The organism is Pseudomonas entomophila, from assembly GCF_013523125.1.
Lineage (GTDB): Bacteria > Pseudomonadota > Gammaproteobacteria > Pseudomonadales > Pseudomonadaceae > Aquipseudomonas > Aquipseudomonas entomophila_B.
In genome coordinates this window covers 1-15720 of record NZ_JAAMQJ010000009.1, presented here as the reverse complement: position 1 = coordinate 15720, position 15720 = coordinate 1, and the positions used below count along the sequence as shown (strand labels likewise).

15 protein-coding genes and 1 tRNA gene are annotated in these 15720 nt (G+C 56.8%); 10 read left to right on the top strand and 6 right to left on the bottom strand.

The features are described from left to right. Positions 1-176 precede the first annotated feature (176 nt). On the top strand, positions 177-1235 hold the full coding sequence (gene nadA / locus G7007_RS07160; RefSeq protein WP_181100331.1) for a quinolinate synthase NadA: 1059 nt from the start codon (positions 177-179) through the stop codon (positions 1233-1235). Between the two features lie 73 nt (positions 1236-1308). Here nadA and G7007_RS07155 read toward each other — a convergent pair whose 3' ends face one another. After that, positions 1309-2742 carry a M48 family metalloprotease gene (locus tag G7007_RS07155; protein WP_181100329.1) on the bottom strand — a complete coding sequence of 478 codons (1434 nt, stop codon included), beginning with the start codon at positions 2740-2742 and terminating at the stop codon, positions 1309-1311. A 124-nt stretch (positions 2743-2866) separates the two neighbouring features. Here G7007_RS07155 and G7007_RS07150 point away from each other — a divergent pair, with 124 nt between their 5' ends. Then, positions 2867-3106 (top strand): sulfurtransferase TusA family protein, encoded by a 240-nt coding sequence (locus tag G7007_RS07150; RefSeq protein WP_181100327.1) that lies wholly within the window; start codon positions 2867-2869, stop codon positions 3104-3106. Positions 3107-3126: 20 nt separating this feature from the next. Beyond that, complete coding sequence (locus G7007_RS07145) at positions 3127-4197, top strand: AI-2E family transporter (protein WP_181100325.1); 1071 nt, start codon at positions 3127-3129, stop codon at positions 4195-4197. 398 nt (positions 4198-4595) lie between these two features. Here the strand turns inward: G7007_RS07145 and G7007_RS07140 are convergent, their stop codons facing one another. Continuing rightward, positions 4596-5072: a peroxiredoxin gene (locus G7007_RS07140; RefSeq protein WP_181100323.1), complete on the bottom strand. Its 477-nt coding sequence runs from the start codon at positions 5070-5072 to the stop codon at positions 4596-4598. 9 nt (positions 5073-5081) lie between these two features. Then, positions 5082-5642: a glycine cleavage system protein R gene (locus tag G7007_RS07135; RefSeq protein WP_060392921.1), complete on the bottom strand. Its 561-nt coding sequence runs from the start codon at positions 5640-5642 to the stop codon at positions 5082-5084. A gap of 256 nt (positions 5643-5898) precedes the next feature. Here G7007_RS07135 and dapA point away from each other — a divergent pair, with 256 nt between their 5' ends. The 7 genes from dapA to G7007_RS07100 all read left to right on the top strand — a co-directional run bounded on the left by dapA (position 5899) and on the right by G7007_RS07100 (position 11778). Further along, positions 5899-6777 carry a 4-hydroxy-tetrahydrodipicolinate synthase gene (gene dapA, locus G7007_RS07130; RefSeq protein WP_181100321.1) on the top strand — a complete coding sequence of 293 codons (879 nt, stop codon included), beginning with the start codon at positions 5899-5901 and terminating at the stop codon, positions 6775-6777. A 17-nt stretch (positions 6778-6794) separates the two neighbouring features. Then, positions 6795-7910, top strand: coding sequence for an outer membrane protein assembly factor BamC (gene bamC / locus G7007_RS07125; protein WP_181100319.1), 1116 nt, complete (start codon positions 6795-6797; stop codon positions 7908-7910). Continuing rightward, the gene (locus G7007_RS07120; RefSeq protein WP_181100317.1) at positions 7911-8669 is read left to right on the top strand and encodes an MBL fold metallo-hydrolase; all 759 of its coding nucleotides are present in this window, start codon (positions 7911-7913) and stop codon (positions 8667-8669) included. A 29-nt stretch (positions 8670-8698) separates the two neighbouring features. Then, the gene (gene purC / locus G7007_RS07115; RefSeq protein WP_181100315.1) at positions 8699-9409 is read left to right on the top strand and encodes a phosphoribosylaminoimidazolesuccinocarboxamide synthase; all 711 of its coding nucleotides are present in this window, start codon (positions 8699-8701) and stop codon (positions 9407-9409) included. Between the two features lie 92 nt (positions 9410-9501). After that, positions 9502-9591, top strand: a tRNA-Ser gene (locus tag G7007_RS07110). A gap of 367 nt (positions 9592-9958) precedes the next feature. Beyond that, positions 9959-10915 carry a DNA cytosine methyltransferase gene (locus G7007_RS07105; protein ID WP_100413323.1) on the top strand — a complete coding sequence of 319 codons (957 nt, stop codon included), beginning with the start codon at positions 9959-9961 and terminating at the stop codon, positions 10913-10915. Further along, positions 10915-11778: an NgoMIV family type II restriction endonuclease gene (locus G7007_RS07100; protein ID WP_181100313.1), complete on the top strand. Its 864-nt coding sequence runs from the start codon at positions 10915-10917 to the stop codon at positions 11776-11778. The genes G7007_RS07105 and G7007_RS07100 overlap by 1 nt, the downstream gene beginning before the upstream one ends. 57 nt (positions 11779-11835) lie before the next feature. Here G7007_RS07100 and G7007_RS07095 read toward each other — a convergent pair whose 3' ends face one another. The 3 genes from G7007_RS07095 to G7007_RS07085 all read right to left on the bottom strand — a co-directional run bounded on the left by G7007_RS07095 (position 11836) and on the right by G7007_RS07085 (position 14864). Further along, positions 11836-12378, bottom strand: coding sequence for a hypothetical protein (locus tag G7007_RS07095; protein ID WP_181100311.1), 543 nt, complete (start codon positions 12376-12378; stop codon positions 11836-11838). Positions 12379-12515: 137 nt separating this feature from the next. Further along, positions 12516-14252, bottom strand: coding sequence for a shufflon system plasmid conjugative transfer pilus tip adhesin PilV (gene pilV / locus G7007_RS07090; protein ID WP_181100309.1), 1737 nt, complete (start codon positions 14250-14252; stop codon positions 12516-12518). A 234-nt stretch (positions 14253-14486) separates the two neighbouring features. Then, the gene (locus G7007_RS07085) at positions 14487-14864 is read right to left on the bottom strand and encodes a hypothetical protein (protein ID WP_153046129.1); all 378 of its coding nucleotides are present in this window, start codon (positions 14862-14864) and stop codon (positions 14487-14489) included. Positions 14865-15720 lie beyond the last annotated feature (856 nt).

Genomic DNA, 15720 nt, shown 5'->3' with positions numbered 1-15720 from the left:
AAAAAACGCTTTTGCCCGACTGCGATTGGCTGTAGCCTTCGGCGGCCATAATAACCCGTGCCCGCAGAAGGGGCCGTGAAGGTCGCCATGACCGTCCAGCACCCCATCAGCCGATCTGCCAGGGCCCGGCAGTACACTCGATTGACGCGCGTGCATGCGCTCAGGGTCCCGCGATCATGACTCAGATTTCCGAACGCCTGCTGGTTCAAGCCCACCTTGACGCCAGGCAGCCCGTCCCGCTCACGCCCGAGCAGGAGGCCGACTACCGCCAGGCCATCGCCGCCGAACTCAAGGCACGCGATGCCGTGCTGGTGGCGCATTTCTACTGCGATCCGGTGATCCAGGCCTTGGCCGAAGAAACCGGTGGCTGCGTCTCCGACTCGCTGGAAATGGCCCGTTTCGGCAACCAGCATGCGGCCAGCACCGTGGTGGTGGCCGGCGTTCGTTTCATGGGCGAGACGGCGAAGATCCTCAACCCGGAAAAGCGCGTGCTGATGCCGACCCTGGAAGCGACCTGCTCGCTCGACCTGGGCTGCCCGGTGGACGCCTTCTCGGCCTTCTGCGACCAGCACCCCGAGCGCACCGTGGTGGTGTACGCCAACACCTCGGCGGCAGTGAAGGCGCGCGCCGACTGGGTAGTGACGTCCAGCTGCGCGCTGGAAATCGTCGAAAGCCTGATGGACAACGGCGAGACCATCCTCTGGGGGCCGGATCAGCACCTGGGGCGCTACATCCAGAAGCAGACGGGGGCCGATATGCTGATGTGGGATGGCGCCTGCATCGTGCACGAGGAGTTCAAGTCGCGGCAGCTGGCCGACATGAAGGCGCTGTACCCCGACGCCGCGATCCTGGTGCACCCCGAGTCGCCCGAGTCGGTGATCGACCTGGCCGATGCGGTGGGCTCCACCAGCCAGCTGATCGCCGCCGCGCAGCGCTTGCCGCACCAGACCTTCATCGTCGCCACCGACCGAGGCATCTTCTACAAGATGCAGCAGCTGTGCCCGGACAAGGTGTTCATCGAGGCGCCCACCGCCGGTAACGGCGCGGCGTGTCGCAGCTGCGCGCACTGCCCGTGGATGGCGATGAATACCCTGGAACGGACACTGGACTGCCTGCGCCAGGGCAGCAACGAGATCACCGTCGACCCGGCCCTGGTGCCTCGGGCGATCAAGCCGCTCAAGCGCATGCTGGACTTCACCCAGGCGGCGCGCATGCGCGTGGCGGGGAATGCCTGAGGCGGCCTAGGGGGTCAAGACGTCGGTTCTGACGCTGAGGGCGAGAGGTGTTCAGGGCGCTGATACCACGGCCTCAGCGCATCATGTCCTTGACCATCCGCTCCTGCTCCAGCAGCTCGCGCTGGCGCGCATCGATCCGTGACGCCAATTGGAAGTTGTCACCCGCTCGCCGCTTGGCGAAGTCGAGCTGCTGGATCGCCTGGTCGAAATCCCCCACCAGCGCGAAATATTCGGCTCGCGCCTGGTGCAGACCAATGGTATTGCCCGACAGGCCCCTGACCTCTGCCATGTCGTACCAGACGTCCGGGTCGTCCGACCGGCTCTTGAGCAGGTCCTCGAGCACCTTCTCTGCTTCGGCCGGGCGCTTGAGCTTGACCAAGAGGTCGGCACGGGCCTGCTTGAGCGGATAGTTGCCGGGGTAGGAGGCGCGCAGTCGCTCGATGCGTCGTTCGGCCTCGTCCAGGCGGTTGTTGGTGATCTCCAGTTCGATCTGCGCCAGGTTGTAGGTGATGTCGTCGGGCGCCTTGGCCAGCAAGGGCTTGAGGGAGGCACGTGCCTCGTTCAGCTGGCCGCCCTGGATCTGCGCCAGGGCCAGGCCGTAGCGCGCGGCGTCCAGGTTGGGGTTCTCGTCGAGCTGGGCGCGGAAACGTTTGGCCGCCAACCCTGGGGTGCCTTCGTAGGTCAACGCCACGCGCGCGCGGATCAGCTGGTAACGCAGGCTGTCCTCGACGCCGCCCTTGGGCGCCTGCTCGGCGCGGTTGCGGGTGTCGGCGATTCGCGATTCGGTGACCGGGTGGGTCAGCAGGAATTCCGGTGGCTTGCCGTCGAAGCGGTACTGGCGCATGAGCCGCTCGAACATGGTCGGCATGTTGCGCGGGTCATAGCCGGCCTTTTCCAGGTTCTGGATGCCGATGCGGTCGGCTTCCTGCTCGTTCTGCCGCGAGAAACGCCGCTGTTCCTGGATCGCTGCAGCCTGGGTGCCGGCGATGGTGGCGATCCCGGCATCGCCACCGCCGGCGGCAGCCAGCACGATCCCGGCGAGCAGGGCGGCCATCATCGGCATCTGCATGCGCTGCTGCGCCTCGACACCGCGAGCGAAGTGGCGCTGCGACAAGTGCGCCAGTTCGTGGGCCAGCACCGAGGCGTATTCGCCTTCGGTCTGGGCATTGAGGAACAGCCCGCCGTTGACCCCGACGATGCCGCCGGGGGCGGCGAAGGCGTTGAGTTCGCGGCTGTCGATCAAGATGAATTCCAGGCGCCGGTCCTGCAGCTGGCTGGTCTCGGCCAGCCGATAGACGCTGGTCTCCACGTAATCCTTGAGCTGCGGGTCGTTGAGCTGACGCACCTGGCTGCGCAGCAGGCTGAGCCAGGCCCGGCCCAGCTGGTGCTCCTGCTGCGGCGAGACGATCGCGGAACTGGCATCGCCCAGGGACGGCAGGTCGTCGGCATGCCCCGGCAGGGCCATCAGCAAGGCCAGCGTCAGCAGGGCGGGGCGCAGTGGGTTCATGCAGCGAGCTCGCATCGGTCAAAGAGGCTTACTGTAGCCCGCTCGCACGGCGACGACCAGTGGCGGTATCCTAGGCGGCCCTGGCCCGCGCGTCGGGACCGACCGTTCGCCCTGGAGACCGACCATGTCCGACCCTTTGACCTGCGCTGCCGAGCTCGACGCGCGCGGCCTCAACTGCCCGCTGCCCCTGCTCAAGGCCAAGATGGCGCTCAATGCCCTGGACAGCGGCGCCGTGCTCAAGGTGATCGCCACCGATGCCGGGTCGCAGCGGGATTTCCGCACCTTCGCGCAGCTGTCCGGGCATGCCCTGTTGCAGGAGACGGCCGAGGCCGGCGAGTTCACCTACTGGCTGCGCAAGGCGTGAGCCGACTTCAAGGAAGCCCGATGTTCAACGTGTTTCGCACCTGGATCCAGCGCTATTTCTCCGATGAAGAGGCCGTGGTGCTGGCCGTGCTGCTGTTGCTGGCCTTCACCGCCGTCCTGACCCTGGGCGGCATGCTCGCGCCCGTGCTGGCAGGCATGGTGCTGGCGTTCCTCATGCAAGGCCTGGTCAATGCGCTGGAGCGCCTGAAGGTGCCCACAGGGGTGGCGGTGGGCCTGGTGTTCACCCTGTTCATGGGCGCCCTGGCGGTGTTCCTGCTGGTGCTGGTGCCGCTGCTCTGGCACCAGTTGATCACCCTGTTCAACGAGCTGCCGGGCATGCTGGGCAAGTGGCAGTCGCTGTTGCTGCTGCTGCCCGAGCGCTACCCACACCTGGTGTCCGACGAGCAGGTGCTGCGCGCCATCGAGTCGGTGCGCGGCGAGATCGGCAAGTTCGGCCAGTGGGCGCTGACCTTCTCGCTGTCGAGCCTGCCGCTGCTGGTCAACGCCATGATCTACCTGGTGCTGGTGCCGATTCTGGTGTTCTTCTTCCTCAAGGACCGCGAGCTGATCGCGCGCTGGGTCAGCGGTTACCTGCCGCGCGAGCGTGCCTTGCTGACCCGGGTGGGCGACGACATGAACCGCCAGATCGCCAACTACATCCGCGGCAAGGGCATCGAGATCCTGATCTGCGGCATCGCCACCTACATCGCCTTCATCAGCCTGGGGCTCAACTACGCGGCGCTGCTGGCCCTGCTGGTGGGCCTGTCGGTGGTGGTGCCCTACGTAGGCGCGGTGGTGGTGACCGTGCCGGTGACCTTGATCGCGCTGTTCCAGTGGGGCTGGGGTGACCAGTTCATCTACCTGATGGCCGTGTACGCGATCATCCAGGCGCTGGACGGCAACGTACTGGTGCCGCTGCTGTTCTCCGAGGCGGTGAGCCTGCACCCGGTGGCGATCATCTGCGCGGTGCTGCTGTTCGGCGGGTTGTGGGGCTTCTGGGGGATCTTCTTCGCCATCCCGCTGGCGACACTGTTCAAGGCCGTGCTCGACGCCTGGCCACGGCGCGAGCCGGAGGTGGCACCGTTGCTCTGACGGCGTCCTGGCAGAGGGTAGGGGCCTTCGATGGCCCTATCGCTGGCAAGCCAGCTCCCACAGTAGGGCGTCAGGCTGTCAGATCGGCAAGGCGGTCTAGACTGTGGATGCTAATTGATTTTACGGCCGCTTTGCGGCCTATCGCGGCCGGTCCGGCGCCCTGGCAGGGGGCGTTCCTACACCCGTAGCCACACCGCAGCGTTGCAGGCCATCGCGGTTCCTGTAGGCCCCTGCCGGGGCGCCGGACCGGCCGCGATTGGGCCCGCAGGGCCCACAAGATCGCCGCTCTTCTGTACGGGGCGAACCTCCACTGATGCCGCCTGACTGAATCGTATCCCTTGCAAGCAGCGTCACACACCAAGCCCCTCTGCCCCCGGCGCCTCGTCACGCCACGTCGCTCAGCCCTGACAATTCAGTGCTTGGGCAGCGGCCAGCACCGCCTCCACATGACCCGGCACCTTGACCCCACGCCAGGCCTGGCGCAGTACACCGTCGCGGTCGATCAGGAAGGTGCTGCGGTCCACGCCCAGGTATTCTTTGCCATAGAGCTTCTTCAGCTTGATCACGTCGAACAGCTGGCAGAGCGTCTCGTCCTTGTCGCTGATCAGCTCGAAGGTGAAGCCCTGCTTGGCCTTGAAGTTCTCGTGCGACTTGAGCCCATCGCGCGAGATACCGAACACCACCGTATTGGCCGCCTCGAAAGCGTCGCGCTGGTCACGAAAGCCCTGGCCCTGGGTGGTGCAGCCAGGGGTACTGTCCTTGGGATAGAAGTACAGCACCACCTGCCGGCCCTTGAGGGCCGACAGCGTGACGGTCTGGCCGGCGGTGGCCTGGGCGGTGAAGTCCGGAACGGGTTGATCGGTCTCGACGGCCATGGAAGCTCCTTACATCGGGTTCTGCGGGCGCCAGGGTTCGATCAGCGCATCCAGGTTGAGGGCATCGGCGAAGTCCAGGAACTGGTCACGCAGCCAGCTGATCTGGGTGCCGGCTGGCAGGATCACGGTGAAAGTGGCGTTGAGCATGCTGCTGCCGGTCTGCGGTGCCAGGTAGGTATCGCAGGTCATGGCATCGAGCTCGATGCGGTGGTCGAGGAAGAACTGGCACAGTTCGCTGACGATGTCGGGGCGGTAGGCCGCGCTGACGTAGGCGACGTACGGCAACGCCTGCGGGCGCACTTCCAGATCGGCGCTGCGCACCACGTTGAGGGTGAAGGCGTGCTTCTTGCCCAGGCTGGGCAGGCCGGCTTCCAGGCGCGCCAGGGCGTCCCAGCTGCCGCCGACCTGCAGCACCAGTGCGCTGGTTTCACCATGGCGGCTCAGGCGCGAGCTGACCACGGCGCAGCGGTTGTCGAAGGCGGCCTGGCTCAGTACGTTGGCCAGCACCATGGGGTCGGCGCCCAGGGCGCTGATGACGAGAAATTGTTCGCGAACGGGGGCGGTGGACATGCAACATTCCTAAAGCGATGGGCGGTCGGTAAGGCGACGTCGGACCTGCGGGTGACAGGCCCCTGGCCCACGCACGAAGGCTTGGGCGCTGGCAGTGGGCAGCGTCGACGGCCCGGCGGGCCGGATTGTACCGAGCAAAGGAAGAAGGGTAGCGAAAACCGGCGCCCAGGGGAATGCTCCGACCGCCACCTTCGCTTGTACAAGCCCGATGGCGCCAGTACCATTACCGCTCTCTTTTTCCGGCAGGAGCAGCTTCATGATTGCGGGCAGTATGGTGGCATTGGTCACACCCATGGATGCACACGGGCATCTTGACTGGGACAGCCTGGGCAAACTTGTCGACTTCCACCTGGACAACGGCACCCACGCGATCGTTGCTGTCGGCACCACCGGCGAATCCGCCACCCTCGATGTCGAAGAGCACATCCAGGTCATCGAATTCGTCGTCGAGCGTGTCAATGGCCGTATTCCGGTCATCGCCGGCACCGGCGCCAACTCCACCCGCGAAGCCGTGCACCTGACCCAGAACGCCAAGAACGCCGGCGCCGATGCCTGCCTGCTGGTGGTGCCGTACTACAACAAGCCGACCCAGGAAGGCCTGTACCAGCACTTCAAGCATGTCGCCGAGGCCGTCGACATCCCGCAGATTCTCTACAACGTGCCGGGCCGTACCTCCTGCGACATGCAGGCCGAGACGGTGATCCGCCTGTCGAGCGTGCCGAACATCATCGGCATCAAGGAAGCCACGGGCGATCTGGCCCGTGCCAAGGCGATCCTCGACGGCGTCAGCAAGGACTTCCTGGTGATGTCCGGCGACGACCCGACCGCAGTCGAGCTGATGCTGCTGGGCGGCAAGGGCAACATTTCGGTGACCGCCAACGTCGCCCCGCGCGAAATGGCCGACCTCTGCGAAGCCGCACTCGCCGGCGAGGCCGAGAAGGCTCGCGCCCTCAATGACCGACTCATGCCGCTGCACAAGCAGCTGTTCGTCGAAGCCAACCCGATCCCGGTGAAGTGGGCGCTGGCCGAAATGGGCCGCATGCACGCCGGCATCCGCCTGCCGCTGACCTGGCTGAGCGAATCCCAACACGACGTCGTCCGCCAGGCCTTGCGCCAGTGCGGCGTACTGGCTTAATCGAGGAAGTACCCCGCATGAAGCGACTGGCTGGTCTTTCCACCCTTGCCCTGATCATCTCCAGCACCAGCGGTTGCGGCTGGCTCTGGGGCGAGGACGGCTATTTCCGCGACCGTGGCAGCGACTACCTGCAGGCGCGCCAGCAGGCGCCGATGCAGCTTCCGCAGGACGCCACCCACGTCAAGCGTCTCGACCCGTTGCTGCCGATTCCGCGCAACGTCGCCGACGACAACGCCACCGGCGAATTCGACGTCCCACGTCCGCAGCCGCTGTCGGTGGCCGGTGCGGCCAGCGACTACTCCCTGCAGCGCAGCGGCGCCAACCGCTGGGTCCTGGCCCAGCACGCCCCGGCCGAAGTCTGGCCGCTGGCGCGCCAGTTCTTCGAGGACAACGGCCTGCGCATCGCCGAGGAGCGTCCGCAGACCGGCGAGCTGAGCAGCACCTGGCAGCGCTTCGACGAGCTGTCCGCTGCCCTCGGTGAGCGCCTGGCCAGCAGCGCCAGCAGCCGCGACAACGACGTGCGCATCTGGGTGCGCGTCGAGCCGGGCGTGCAGCGCAACACCAGCGAGATCTACGTGGTCAGCGCCGAGCGTCCTGCCGGCAGCAGCGAGGACGTGGACTTCCCGTCCAATTCGAACAACCCCGGTGCCGACGCGCTGCTGGTCGACCAGCTGCTCGCCAGCCTGAACCGTTCGGCCGAGCAGGGCGGCTCGGTGTCGCTGCTCGCCGAACGCGACTTCGACACCCCGAGCCGCGTCAGCCTGACCGAAGACGGCAGCGGCAACCCGGTGCTGAACCTGGGCGCCGACCTGGACCGTGCCTGGTCGAGCGTCGGGCGTGCACTGGAGCAGGGCGAGTGGCGCGTCGAAGACGTCAACCGCAGCCTGGGCCTGTACTACATCAACCTGTCCGAGAAGCCCGAGGACAAGGAAGAGAAGCCCGGCCTGCTGAGCCGCGTGTTCGGCAGCGCGCCGACCGCCGAAGAGCGCGAAGCCCGTGCCGAGCGCTTCCAGATCCGCCTGAGCAAGGTGGGCGAGAACGTCCAGGTCACGGTCGAGAAGAACATCAACACCGTGGCGCCGGCCGACGTCGCACGCCGCGTGCTGAGCGCCATTCAGGATCGTCTGGGTTAAGTGCGCTTCGCCGTCCTCGGAAGCGGAAGCCAGGGAAACGGCACGCTGATCGCCAGTGGTGACACGTACATCCTGGTCGACTGCGGCTTTTCCCTGCGTGAGACCGAGCGGCGCCTGGCGCTGCTCGGCGTCTCGGCCGCGCAGTTGAGCGCCGTACTGGTCACCCACGAACACGCCGACCACGTGCACGGCGTCGGTCTGCTGTCGCGGCGTTACGGCGTGCCGGTGTACCTCAGCCAAGGCACGTTGCGTGGCCTGCGCAAGCCGGTCGAAGCCCGTGGTTTTCTGGCCTGTGGCCAGAGCCTGGAGATCGGCGCGCTGCGTGTCAGCGCGGCACGGGTCGAGCACGACGCACTGGAGCCGCTGCAGTACGTGATCAGCGACGGGCGGCGGCGTTTCGGCATGCTCACCGACCTGGGTACCTACGACGGCTGGCTGCTGGACCGCTACCAGGACCTCGACGCCTTGCTGATCGAGTCCAACCACTGCCGCGACATGCTGGCCCGCGGGCACTACCCGTACTTTCTCAAGCAGCGCGTCGGTGGCAATCTCGGGCACTTGAACAACCACCAGGCGGCCAACCTGGTCGCCGAGCTGGGCTGGCAGGACTTGCAGCACCTGGTCCTGGCCCACCTCAGCAGCAAGAACAACCTGCCACACCTGGCGCGCCAGCAGTTCGTCGACACCTTGGGGTGCGACCCGGACTGGCTCCAGGTGGCCAACCAGGCACATGGGCTCGACTGGCGCGAGATCGCCTAGCCCACCACTCAAGCAAGCGGAGCCCAATCATGGAAAAACGCGAAGAACTCTACCGCGGCAAGGCCAAGTCGGTGTACAAGACCGACGACGCCGACCGCCTGGTCCTGCTGTTCCGTAACGACACCTCGGCGTTCGACGGCAAGCGCATCGAGCAGCTCGACCGCAAAGGCACCGTGAACAACAAGTTCAACGCCTTCATCATGCAGAAGCTCGAAGCCGCCGGTGTGCCGACCCAGTTCGACGCGCTGCTGAGCGACAACGAATGCCTGGTCAAGAAGCTCGACATGATTCCGGTCGAGTGCGTGGTGCGCAACTACGCCGCCGGCAGCCTGGTCAAGCGCCTGGGCGTCGAGGAAGGCATCAAGCTGGAGCCCTCGACCTTCGAACTGTTCCTGAAGAACGACGAGAAGGGCGACCCCTTCATCAACGAATCCCACGTCGTGGCATTCGGCTGGGGCACCGCTGACCAATTGGCGACCATGAAGACCCTGTCGCTGAAGGTCAACGAGATCCTCACCCAGCTGTTCGACGCCGCCGGCCTGCTGCTGGTCGACTTCAAGCTCGAGTTCGGCGTATTCCACGGCCAGATCGTCCTGGGCGACGAATTCAGCCCGGACGGCTGCCGCCTGTGGGACAAGGAAACCCGCAAGAAGATGGACAAGGACCGCTTCCGCCAGGGCCTGGGCGATGTCATCGAGGCCTATGAAGAAGTTGCCCGCCGCCTGGGCGTGCCGCTGTAAGCGCACGGGCGACGCAAGCGCCTGATACCGCGTGATTTTTTTTGCGATAGGGGTTTGCCTTTCGCGAAACTGCTGGTATGATGCGCGCCATTGGAGAGATGCCGGAGTGGTCGAACGGGACGGATTCGAAATCCGTTGTACTGGCAACAGTACCTAGGGTTCAAATCCCTATCTCTCCGCCATATTCAAAAAGTCCTTATAAATCAATGATTTATGAGGGCTGGAAAATGGCGATTTGTAGCAATAGTTTGTAGCAAAATTTGTAGCGAATTTTGATTGCAAGCTAGCCTACAGATCGCCATTTTTTTTCGTCTGTCTTTTGACCTTCCTAGCTAATGTGCTGCCCTGTGACCTAGAAGCCTCCGTGGGAGCGTTAGAGCGGGTTTGTAGCTATCTGCCTGTATTGATCTGATCAAGACCCTTTGATGTGCTGCGGCTCTGCAGCAGTGCGTCGAAGGGTCAGATGGGTTACCTGTCTATCCATACACCATGCTAGTATCACCGATTTTTAAGTAGCCGCTTTGAAGTAGAGCGTAGCGAGGAGACAAAATGAGCCTATTCACGTCATTGGAAATGTGTGCCGGAGCAGGCGGGCAAGCTCTCGGCCTTGAAATGGCGGGCTTTGGGCACGAAGTGCTGGTGGAAATTGAACCCCCTGCATGTGCAACCCTTCGACTGAATCGTCCAGAGTGGAACGTTCAGGAACAGGATCTGCGTCAGTTCAACGGGCTGCCGTTTTTCGGCGTTGATTTGGTCGCGGGTGGGGTTCCTTGTCCTCCCTTCTCCAAGGCGGGCAAGCAGCTCGGTGCAGACGATGAGCGGGATCTATTTCCCGAGGCGTTGCGTCTCGTTGATGAGTGTCGTCCAAAGGCAGTAATGCTGGAAAACGTGCGTGGGCTCTTAGACGCGGTTTTCGACGATTACCGTAATAAAGTCGAGAAGCAATTAAAAAAGCTTGGCTATGTACCGGGCTGGCGGCTGCTGAATGCTTCCGATTTTGGCGTTACTCAGCTTCGGCCTCGTGTGGTCTTCGTCGGTATCAGAAAAGACCTTGCTGATGGTTTTTCATGGCCTGAGCCAAAGCTAATCACTCCACCGACTGTTGGTGAACTTCTTCACGATTTAATGAAGGCGGATGGTTGGCGTGGTGCTGATGCTTGGCGAGAGCAAGCTAACACAATTGCACCAACGTTGGTCGGCGGCTCGAAAAAGCACGGTGGCCCCGATCTGGGACCGACAAGGGCGAAAAAAGCTTGGGCGTCTATTGGCGTCTGCGGAATGGGCATTGCGAATGAGCCTCCTACCGAGTTTTTTGAAGGTATGCCGAAGCTGACAACTCGCATGGCCGCACGCATTCAGGGGTTCCCTGATGATTGGCAATTCCACGGTAAGAAAACTGCAGCCTATCGACAGATAGGTAACGCTTTCCCGCCTCCAGTGGCTTGTGCAGTAGCAACGCAGATTTTTAAGGCTCTTTCAGTAAAACGCTTGGTACAGGTTGCCTGATGAATATTCCTCCCGAGTTTTTACAAGCACGGAAAGAGTTCCATGCCTCGCTTCTCAAAACAACCCTGACTATTAATGACAAGGGTGTGCCAAGTAACGCTGATAGTAGTAACAAAACCAGCATTGCAATCGCAAAAGGAATTGCGGAGCTATTGAAGGCAGAAACTATTGCCGAACGGCAAGCCGGTCAAACGTCTGGCAATGAGTTTGAGGGTATTTGTGCCGAATATGTGAAAAGCACGTTTTTAAAGCTTGGGCATCTTCGTCCCGGTGACTGGGACGTGCATCAAGTTTCTGGTCGCAATCGTCTAGAAATAGCTAAATATGAGCAATACGCACACTTGATAGCATTGGATCGAGCTGCTAAAGCTGATGCCGAACTAGCTGCGGCTTTGGGAAGTGACTACACAATCACCCCTGATATCGTTGTAGCTAGGGGTTTGGAAAGTGACGACAATATTAACCGTCATGAGTTTTTGGTTGATAGTTCTGTAAGCACTAGAGCCAGCTTGAGGGCCGCTGCCGGGGGCAAGCCGCTTCTGCATGCAAGCGTGTCATGTAAATGGACTATCCGAAGTGATAGGGCACAGAATGCACGTTCCGAAGCATTAAACCTAATGCGGAATCGCAAAGGCCACCTGCCTAATATCATGGTGGTGACTGCTGAACCGACCCCTAGCAGATTAGCTTCAATTGCTCTCGGTACTGGTGATATAGATTGCGTTTATCATTTCGCCTTGTATGAGCTACAAGCAACATTGAAAGAGCTAGGTATGGACGATTCGGCAGAGCTTTTGGCGATCATGGTTGATGGTAAGCGTTTAAAAGATATAAGCGATTTGCCACTGGACTTGGCGACATAGGAATAAGTTTTAGTGTTGATATAAGGCCGGAGACGGCCTTTTTATTAATCTGGCTATTTATTTGCAGATTTCGTAGTAGTTTTCTTTCTTATAAAATCCTTGTTTGTATCTAACTCCATTTACTGTGATGCTTGTTACAGTGTAATCCCTCTGCGAATAGATAACGACGTTGTTTACTACAGGCTGAATAAAATTGTGGCGAGAATCGCTATACCAGTAGTTTTGATTGGAGCCAGTAGTATTATACGAGCAAGAAGCTAATCCAGTGGCAGCTCTGCTGCTCCCGACAGTGATAGTTTTGCTTATTGTTATTAGTGGCCCGATATCTCTAAATGCGAAAGTGGTAGCTTCTTGCTCTCTTTCTTGCTTGGTGGTGGTTTGGTCTTGCTTACAGTCCGTAGCCGTTTGGGTGTATGGCTCATCTTTGAGCATGCTTGTTGGTGCGGGTGTCCAGTTCGAGCATCCATAAACAGCACCGTTATTAACCCATTCGCCATAAAGTGGTTCGGCTGGCTGCCAGTTTTCGACTGGTAGGTTTGGAGTTTTAGGGGTGATGTTTATTGAGCCGTTAGGAAGTACTCCGCCTTTAGATTGTTCCATTGGGATTATTATTGTGTATGCCGCTTGTGTAATACTTGTGATGCTTAAAGCTAGTATTGCTATAATTGTGTTTTTCATTTTTATAATAAATTATTGACTTAATAATACTTTATCATGAATATTTAAAAGTCAATAATTTAAAAGCAAATTGTATTTACTGTGCAGCTAGGTGATTCACAAGACATTTCCAGAACCTGACCGCCCCCGTATCCTTGTGATCGGCAATAACGAGACCCACAAGATAACCAGTAATTAACTGATCTTGGGTTATCGCCAGCTTGCTGTAAGCAATTCTGGCCCGGTGATCCACCTTGCATGTTATCAACACTTGATTTGGAGGTTGTTAAATATACCGGAGTGTATTGCAGAGTCCATCTACCACCTTGGCATGTCAGTATTTTTCCCTGAGCATTACGAGCCAATAAACCTACTGAAGGACAAGAACTATTGACAGTGACGACTTTATTTAATGAGATGTATTCATTGGAGTTTAATCTTCCATTCGCGTTAGTCGTGCCTTGAAAATTAGCGGTGCTACCTATGTCCAAAGTGTTACTTTTGACGTTGCCGCTGAAATTTCCATCTTTTGCATTAACTGAGCCTGACGTTGCGTTTAGATTTCCCGTAGTGGTCGTTATGTTTCTACTAATGGTTAGATTGCTTCCTCCAGTGATGTCGCCAACGACATTTAGCCTTTGGTTTAAGTTAGTAGTTGCGTTAACCGTCAAAATCCCATTTAGGTCAGTTTTTCCGCTGACAGCCAAATCTTTTTTTACCTTCATGTAGTTGGTGTTGATTTCGTCGGAATATATCGTGTCGGTATAGAGCTTTTTAATCAGTCCTTTTCCGGCTGATAGCGTATCTATAACCTGATAGGCTACCTCCGTGCCTGCGTCGTCTTGTGGAAGTATTCCGCAAGGTGCATTTTCAGTTGATTCGATAAGTCCATCTGCGGAATGAGTATATACAGGGCATAGCCTATCGAGCATTACACGTTGGTTAGTGGATGAATTCACGGCAATATCTACGGCTACTGGGCTTCCTGTTTCAGCGTGTATACCTATGCCACAATCTACGGTCTTCGAGTCCCAAGCACCGCTATTGGTATTTTTCTCCCACTTGATACAACGAAGCCTATTGTGTCCCTTGGACTCCTTGAATGCGACGGCTGAACCTAACATGGAATTAGTTCCATCCACTCTTAAGTATTCGTTCCCGCCTTCTCTGTCATAGGTGGCGACTAGGGTGCAATCTGCTTTTAAGGCAAGGCATTCGGTGTTAGTTATTTTAGTATCTGGGTCGGAAAGAGAAGCAAAGTAGAACTGATGACCGCCAGTTATATTTAAAGAGTCATTAGCATTGGCAGCAATTTTCGCTCTGTTGAAATATCGAAAATTTTGTGAAAATGACGATAAGTTTTTAGGTTGGAATATCACCTTGAAAGTTTTTATAAAGCCTTCTTCATCTGGGGTTATTTTTGCTTTCGCAATGAAGTCATATGGGATTCTTGACCAGAATTTACACGGAAGTAACTGAGTTGATTTCTCTTTAGATAAAACAGGCACCCAGCTTTTTTCATTCCCGCAAGTGGACTCTTTAGCGATAAATTCGTTGTTTAGCATTTCAAGAATGGCGGGAGAACCACTCCATTCTCTGCCGTTTTTGAAGTTATCTATGTCCCACCCATCGAGATGGATACGCTTGTCAAATGCGGTGATGATTGAAACTATATCTTTTCCGAATATTGTTGCTTGTTGCTCGCGTTGTCGTTCCATATACCAATAGAGGAAGCTGACGACAAGGACCATTACTATTGATAAGGAAAGCAGGGTTTCAAATAGGGTTAAACCTTTTTGTTTTCTCTTGATTGTCATGTAAATATCTTTTGTTCTTATTTTTATTATTACATAAAAGATAAAATATAAAAGAGTGCTTGCGAAAAAAATAACAGAATTAGGTTTGGGGATATAACCTTGAGCTTATGGCTGTTTGAGTTAAAGGGTGGTGGGGTGTTTATACTTTGTGAGAGTATAATGTGTATCCGCGAAGCAAAAAAAATAGCTTCGAGGATATAAGTATGTATCGTCTGGCGTTACATGTTTTGAATTTTATTGTGGTCGCATTTCTTCGATTATACGTTTTTTGTATTCATCTGCTTCAATATCTATTTTTATTTTCGCCTCTCGCCACTGTTCATTATAGTAATCTTGCCATCGTTTTACTAATGAATGGACAACCATATCAAGGTTTTGTTGTTTTACGCTATTCCCGCTTCTTGCAAACTCCTTAATTAGAACATCGTTGGATATTGATTTGCAGCCTGAAAACGCTGCTATTAGCTTTTTGGCAAGGGTTGAGGTCATTCGTATCTCAAGCTCATCCATTTCTATTATTTTCACGAACATAATTAAAAAATTTTGACGCTCACGTCTTTTAAAACCACCAACCATGCCGCCAATTTTTCCTGCATATTCCATCTTGTTCATATCTAGAACTCCTATGTTATTACAATACAATTACCATAGGTTTTTGGTATGTCAATGCTTCGGGGATATATCTCCTAACCTATAACATTGCTTCGGGGATATAAGATGTAGGAAATTGGATATTCTCATTATTTTCAATTTTGAACGTGACCAAGACCATACATTTTTTTGTGAAATTCATTTGAGAGCGATTTTTGAGTTTTTGCAGTGTCATTTTTTGATCTGCTTCGTGGCAAAAGTCAACTAAGTAATTTAAGTAAGGTTGAACCCTATTTGATGATTAAGGTTGGATGTTATATTTATTTTCATTTTGCTATTGACAAGATATTTTGCTGTTTGTAAGCCACAATTCAATGGTTAAAAAAATTAAATATCTAAAAAATTCGATAAAAACGTTAAATTTTCACGGCAGTTTTTTCAAGAAAATAATTTTTGTAAAAAGTCGATTTTTGGTTACTGCCCCAAATCGCTTTCGGGATATTTAGGCTCATCAGCCCAGTGAGTGATATTCACCCATTTTGATGAATTTTGAAAAGTGTGAATTTTTCATCAGGAAAGAAATTTGATATGTATGTATACATACATATAGGTTGGGAGATATATCTCCGAACCTATGGAAGTATTGGGTTGAGTGGTTAACGCTGTTTGGCACTATTTTTGATATAGGCTTTTTGCACTAACCATAATGCTGCGAGGTGTAACGCACTTGGCTATTTTAGGCGTGTAGTTGTGTGGCTTGGTGTCGTTGTATCAACAGAGTGGAAGAAGGCCGATTTTGACCAATTCCGTGTGTTATATCGCTATTGGTGGTGCGGTGTATGTATATGTGGGGGATACGGGGAGGACGGGAGGGGGT